We start from the raw sequence: 4966 nt of genomic DNA, 5'->3' as shown, positions 1-4966 counted from the left end.
TGCCCGTGAGAGGTAGCGCCCAGCACCATTCCCCAGATTTCTTCGCCTCTTCGGCCAACGCTAAGCCAGGACCGCGCCGAGGGCGCTTTGAGTTCCTGCGGGGGGAATCCATAAAGCTGCGCTTTACAAACCCTCCCCCCTCCGCAACTCAATCCCGGCACCGCTAATGGCACGGCGAAGAACTCAGGGGAACGGTGCAAGCAAGGCCAGCTTGCACGGGCAACAGACAACAGTTGTCCGGCTCGGAATCTAGGGGCCCGGTACACCTGAAGGGGAACACCATGATCGCAAGCAACTACCGCAAATTTCCTGAAGCTCTGGCGCTGCAGATGCCTTTGCAGTTCGGGCGCTTGCTGGTGTGGGCTACGTCGCGGCCGACGACGCGGCTGCTGCGGGCGATCAGGGCAGAGCGCGGCGCAGCTTTCAAGGCAGCGGGCCGAGTAGCCTATCCAGTGCGCAAGACCACGCCGAGCTGGGCGCGTGAGCTGGCGAAGAAAGTGCGCGACCTGGGCAAGCTGGTGAAGGCTGCGCAGGTGGCGCTGGTGTTCGCTGAACCAGTGAAGAGGACGGGCTTCGCTGGGCACTACGACCGCATGCGCGCAATGCGGCCGCTGGCACGCTGCCCTATCGCGATCAGCGCGTGAGGATGGAGCGCACAGACTCATTGCGGGCCGTCAATTCCTTGACCCACTGCGAGGTGTTTTGCTTTGGCTCTGGCGGTGCTGCAGGCGCAGGCGCAGGAACTGAGCGCACCACAGGGCCTGAATCCACGCTTGCTGTAGAAGTGACACCGCTTACCCCTTGCTGTACCTGCGGCAGATCGCACAGCAGGGTTCTGTTGTGTGTTCCCCAGGTCACCGTGGCCACACAGTCAGATAGCTGGCGGTAGGCGTAGCCCATGGATTCAAGATCGGCCTTTGTCATCGTGAAGACCGGCACGCCGTTTTGTGACACCGACACCAGACAGGTGTGCTTTGCGCCCATGGTGGCGCATCCTGCAAGGTGCATGCCCCGGTTTTCGAGGGGGTCAGGTGGGCCACTGTCAGCCATCTTCATCACGGCCTTTTTGATGCCTGGGCCTGGGTTCACTGCCGCGGCCTGATGCACCTCGAGCTGGGCCTGCGTGGCGGGTTTCTCGGGCTCTGCCGGAGCCTGCGCAACGGGCCTCGACTTGAACCCGACCATCTTCTTTGGCTCTGGCTTGTCAGTGAAGATTTTTTGACCCAACCAGATAGACCCGATGGCGGCAATGGCGAACATTGCATAGCTCCAGCGACGCCATTTGACGTTGGCCGGTGCTACGTCCTGGGCTGCGGCTTCGATGACTGCAGCGCCCTGGGTGTGGCTCTTGTACAGCGGGAAATACTGCGGTTTGTAAGGCCGCTCGTCCGATTGCACTTCCCCTCCGTTGAGGCCCGCGAACACTTTGCGGATGTAGTGATCTGGACGCCCGAGGAATGTTGCCTTGCGCACCCGGATGTGCATTTCAGCGAGGCCCGCAACGTCCTCATCCAGTGCGCGCATGCGCTGGGTCATCAGCAGCACGTCGACGCCAAAGTGTCGGCTGATCTTGAACCACTGGATGACCTCATCAGGCGTGAATCGGCCCTTGCGGACGCTCTCCTTTGGGAAGGAGACATGGCACTCATCGATCACGAACAGCGCGCCAATGTTGCCCTCTCCGCGCCACTCGTCGTAGAAGTCCCAGACGCCCCCAAACAAGCGAACGTTGCTGGGTGCAGGGATAGCGCGCTTGGAGTTGATGACGCAATCCGCAGACGATTCAACGCCGGTGAAGTCACCGACGATGAATGCCTTTTCGCCCCGGTTTGCGGCTTCGGCATCCCAGCGGCCATAGATCGGCATGGGGCCTTTTCTGATCTCGATCAGATCCAAAAATCCGGGGTCAATGGCAGCGAATTTTTCGAGCTGCAACGGCAGGTTTGTGATGACCTTGCGGCCCATCTTGAGCGCTGGCAGCACGTGGTAAACCACGGCCTCATAGCTCTTGCCAGAGCCTGGGACGCCTTCAAGCAGGTTAATCATGAGCCAAGTCTCACAAACGGTATGAGCTGCAGCACCAAGCGAATCATGATCGCGCCGGTGATGATCGTGAGCGCTGTCCCGAGGCCGATTGCTTGAACAACAGTCATCACCTCAGGTGGCACACCGGCCCAGATGGTGGCGGCCTGGGCGATGATGTCGTCAAACCCGGTCATGCCATCGAGGACGCCTTTGGCGAGGCTCAGAAGCTGTTCCAGGCACCAGAGGAACATGTCTTTGTACATCAGCACCAGGGCCTCAATCAGCCTGGGGATGAGTTCGAAAAACCAATCGATTACGGCGTCGATCTTGTCGACTACCTTTTGAATCCCCTTAACGATGGCCTGTATGGCAGCGGTGATGCCGCCGCTGGTGTCTGTCGTGTCTGCCATGGTCAACCCCCGAAGATGAGCGCACGGGCGAGCCAGAGCGCGGTGATAAGGACGCAGATGCGAATGAAGGGCCAGATAAGGCAGGGCGGCGACACATCCAGCACGCCGAAATCAACGATGCCCACGCTCAACGGCACGGTGAAAGACAAGCAACCGCCGTTGCCGTCTGCAATGGAAGGCATGAGCGCTGATGCAAGCTGGCCGAACTTGCCATCGGCACCAGCTATGCCCGAGTCTTCCCAGACGCCTTTGATGCCGTTGGGGTACTTCGTTTCGTACAGAGTGGGCTGTCCGTGGGTCTTTCCGCCAGTGACGGACCCCACATCACCGACGCCTTTTTCATCGCCGTTGGAACAAATCTTTGTGCCTGGGTTCTCTTTGCAGAAACCCGCTTGACTACCGCTAGTAACGGTCGTCGAGGTCGAAGTGCTGGTGGCACCACCGGGCTTTGTAGTGACTGTAGTTGTAGTCGTAGTGGTGGTGGTACACACGCCGTTTTTGCACTCGGTAGTGCTGTTGCGAGTGACCCTTCTTGTCTCGGTTTCGGTGTCGGTGGTTTCTTCTTCGCTGTTGTTGCCCACGCCGGAATCCGGCACCTTGTTAATGCACCGTTCGACACCGTTCACGGTACCGGTGTACCCGTCTGGACACTTCTCTTTTTGTGGGACTTTAGGCGGTGTCGTGTTGTCACCGACAGAGCAAGATTGATCGACGCTTGAGGAGTTAGAGGCCATGGAGAATGTGCCCTCCGTGACAGAAGCACCGCCGCCATAGTCAAGAAACGCATCCCTGCTGAATGAAACCTTGCAGCCCTTAGATGGGCTATCAAATGCGCCGGGCATACAGAATTGGGCACCATCTGCAACGTTGCCTTGCAGGCGGTAATCCTGCACGAGGGCGCCACCGGGCAGGGTTTGAGAAACAGCGAAAGATGCGCACCTATCTCGGTCATCATTCTTCGCTTCACAGGCGCCGTTGATTTCGATATAGGACGCGTTGCAGGTACAAGAGCCACCAGAAAGCGAGCTATTTGCTGGGCAACCAGTGCCAATAGCACCCGCACTGAATTGATAGGCATCGTATGGCCCATAGCCTGGGCAAGCATCACGGGAGTGCCAGATGTCGACGCCGGAGGCCGTTGCGTTTTTGGAGTACCAATTGAGCGTCTTAGTTACGCCGCCTCCACAACTCATGGTGGGCTGATTGGCTTGAGCCTGCGCAACGATCTCGGAAGCAGTGCCCTCAAAGGTGTAGTACTTGTACCGCACAACGGGCTGGATAGCCGCAGATGCTGAAACACCAATGACACAGAGCAGGGCAGCGCAAATGATGCGGTAAAGATGAACCATGCTCACCCCCATCACGGACGAACAGCGAGACAAAAAACAAGGGCGCTCACGGCCCCAATCAGGGCCACAACACCCAGGAATAGAGCAGCGAGCGCACCTATCAGCATGACTAAGCCTTAGGCCTTCTTGACGCCACGCTTGCCCAGGTCAATGCCCTTGAAGGCCATGTGAATGCCCATCACGGCCACGCCGATCACGATCACGGAAGCGGCCACGGTGGTGAAGTCGATTGCTGCAAAGATGTCTGCCATTTGGAAAGCTCCTAAAGGTTGGTTACATGAAACGGTGCGGATTGCACCCGCAGGCCCTGCACGCAGGGCTAGCGGCTGGAATCAGGCTTTGCTTAGGGCCTTGACGGCCACCGCGATGACGAACCCAGCGGCCCACCAAGTGACCACGGAACCGGCGCCAAAAACGTAGGCTTTCAAGATCAGTTCGGGGGTGAGCCCGAGCGCTGAAAAGTCGATGACCTCCGCCATGGAGAGCCACTGTGTGAACTCCTCCGGGCAAGGGACGGTGTCAACGTTGCAGACAAGGAAGCGCATCAGGACACCCAATCTTCTGTAGCTGATACCTCTCCGCAGCAGGGGCAACCGGCCTTGTCTTCTTCCCCAGCGACTTGTTCCAGCTCGTCATCGATGACGAGTGCGCCACAGCGAGGGCACTCAAGTTCAATGTCTGAATCAGGCATGGATGGGCTCCTGCTTTTTGTAGAGGTCGTCCAGGTCGATGACCTGGGGGCGGTGGAATGGCTCGGTGTGGTCCTCGATAAGCTGCACGCAGGTTTCGAGGTCTTCCACAATGGCGGCTTCGCAGAGCAACATGACCCACTCCGGCTGGCCGTCCTCGAAAGACGGCGCGAGGAAAGCGCCTGTTGTGCGGGACTGGATCACGTTGCGCATGGGGTGCCTTTGGGCCTTAGGCGGCCTTGGCCTGGGTGGCGGGTTTGATCGCCAGCAGCGTGAGCTTTGTGCTGTTGTCGGCACCGGCCACGATGTCGAATTCGCAATCGCACATCACACCGCCGATGGGCCAAGAGTTCTTGAGGTGTTCCCACTTCTTGAACTCGGTGGAGTCGCCCAGCTTGAACGGGCGAGTGACTACGCCGATGCTTTCGCCGCTGGAGGACTGCGCAATGTCCACCGACAGGTGGAAGGTGGTGGAGTCGAAGGCGCGGCCCTC

8 protein-coding genes are annotated in these 4966 nt (G+C 59.0%); 1 reads left to right on the top strand and 7 read right to left on the bottom strand.

Features of this window, described 5'->3' with window-relative positions; all coding sequences use genetic code 11:
* Window positions 1–281 precede the first annotated feature (281 nt).
* Window positions 282–644 carry a hypothetical protein gene (locus tag ACTJKQ_RS24480; protein ID WP_440598362.1) on the top strand — a complete coding sequence of 121 codons (363 nt, stop codon included), beginning with the start codon at window positions 282–284 and terminating at the stop codon, window positions 642–644.
* On the opposite strand, the gene ACTJKQ_RS24475 is transcribed toward ACTJKQ_RS24480, so the two are convergent.
* The 7 genes from ACTJKQ_RS24475 to ACTJKQ_RS24445 all read right to left on the bottom strand — a co-directional run.
* Window positions 634–2046 (bottom strand): zonular occludens toxin domain-containing protein, encoded by a 1413-nt coding sequence (locus tag ACTJKQ_RS24475; RefSeq protein WP_440598361.1) that lies wholly within the window; start codon window positions 2044–2046, stop codon window positions 634–636. The two genes, ACTJKQ_RS24480 and ACTJKQ_RS24475, sit on opposite strands and share 11 nt — an antisense overlap.
* Window positions 2043–2435, bottom strand: a complete 393-nt coding sequence (locus ACTJKQ_RS24470) for a DUF2523 family protein (protein ID WP_440598360.1) — start codon at window positions 2433–2435, stop codon at window positions 2043–2045. The genes ACTJKQ_RS24475 and ACTJKQ_RS24470 overlap by 4 nt, the downstream gene beginning before the upstream one ends.
* A gap of 2 nt (window positions 2436–2437) precedes the next feature.
* Entirely contained in the window at window positions 2438–3784 is a 1347-nt protein-coding gene (locus tag ACTJKQ_RS24465) for a hypothetical protein (RefSeq protein ID WP_440598359.1), read from the bottom strand.
* Window positions 3785–3900: 116 nt separating this feature from the next.
* A complete protein-coding gene (locus ACTJKQ_RS24460; protein WP_440598358.1) occupies window positions 3901–4035 on the bottom strand; it encodes a hypothetical protein in 135 nt (44 codons plus the stop codon).
* Between the two features lie 81 nt (window positions 4036–4116).
* Complete coding sequence (locus ACTJKQ_RS24455; protein ID WP_440598357.1) at window positions 4117–4263, bottom strand: hypothetical protein; 147 nt, start codon at window positions 4261–4263, stop codon at window positions 4117–4119.
* Between the two features lie 204 nt (window positions 4264–4467).
* On the bottom strand, window positions 4468–4686 hold the full coding sequence (locus ACTJKQ_RS24450) for a hypothetical protein (RefSeq protein ID WP_440598356.1): 219 nt from the start codon (window positions 4684–4686) through the stop codon (window positions 4468–4470).
* A 16-nt stretch (window positions 4687–4702) separates the two neighbouring features.
* Window positions 4703–4966, bottom strand: a 264-nt coding sequence (locus ACTJKQ_RS24445) for a hypothetical protein (protein WP_440598355.1), incomplete at its 5' end; no start/stop codon positions are given.

This window comes from Acidovorax sp. 22279 (assembly GCF_052045435.1).
Classification (GTDB): domain Bacteria; phylum Pseudomonadota; class Gammaproteobacteria; order Burkholderiales; family Burkholderiaceae_C; genus Acidovorax; species Acidovorax delafieldii.
This window is presented reverse-complemented; position numbering and strand designations above follow the sequence as displayed.

What these genes read in the sequence shown, in the direction of transcription:
- ACTJKQ_RS24450 (WP_440598356.1), bottom strand. Translation starts at nt 4,686, where the DNA reads ATGCGCAACGTGATCCAGTCCCGCACAACAGGCGCTTTCCTCGCGCCG.
- ACTJKQ_RS24460 (WP_440598358.1), bottom strand. Translation starts at nt 4,035, where the DNA reads ATGGCAGACATCTTTGCAGCAATCGACTTCACCACCGTGGCCGCTTCC.
- ACTJKQ_RS24480 (WP_440598362.1), top strand. Translation starts at nt 282, where the DNA reads ATGATCGCAAGCAACTACCGCAAATTTCCTGAAGCTCTGGCGCTGCAG.
- ACTJKQ_RS24470 (WP_440598360.1), bottom strand. Translation starts at nt 2,435, where the DNA reads ATGGCAGACACGACAGACACCAGCGGCGGCATCACCGCTGCCATACAG.
- ACTJKQ_RS24455 (WP_440598357.1), bottom strand. Translation starts at nt 4,263, where the DNA reads ATGGCGGAGGTCATCGACTTTTCAGCGCTCGGGCTCACCCCCGAACTG.
- ACTJKQ_RS24465 (WP_440598359.1), bottom strand. Translation starts at nt 3,784, where the DNA reads ATGGTTCATCTTTACCGCATCATTTGCGCTGCCCTGCTCTGTGTCATT.
- ACTJKQ_RS24475 (WP_440598361.1), bottom strand. Translation starts at nt 2,046, where the DNA reads ATGATTAACCTGCTTGAAGGCGTCCCAGGCTCTGGCAAGAGCTATGAG.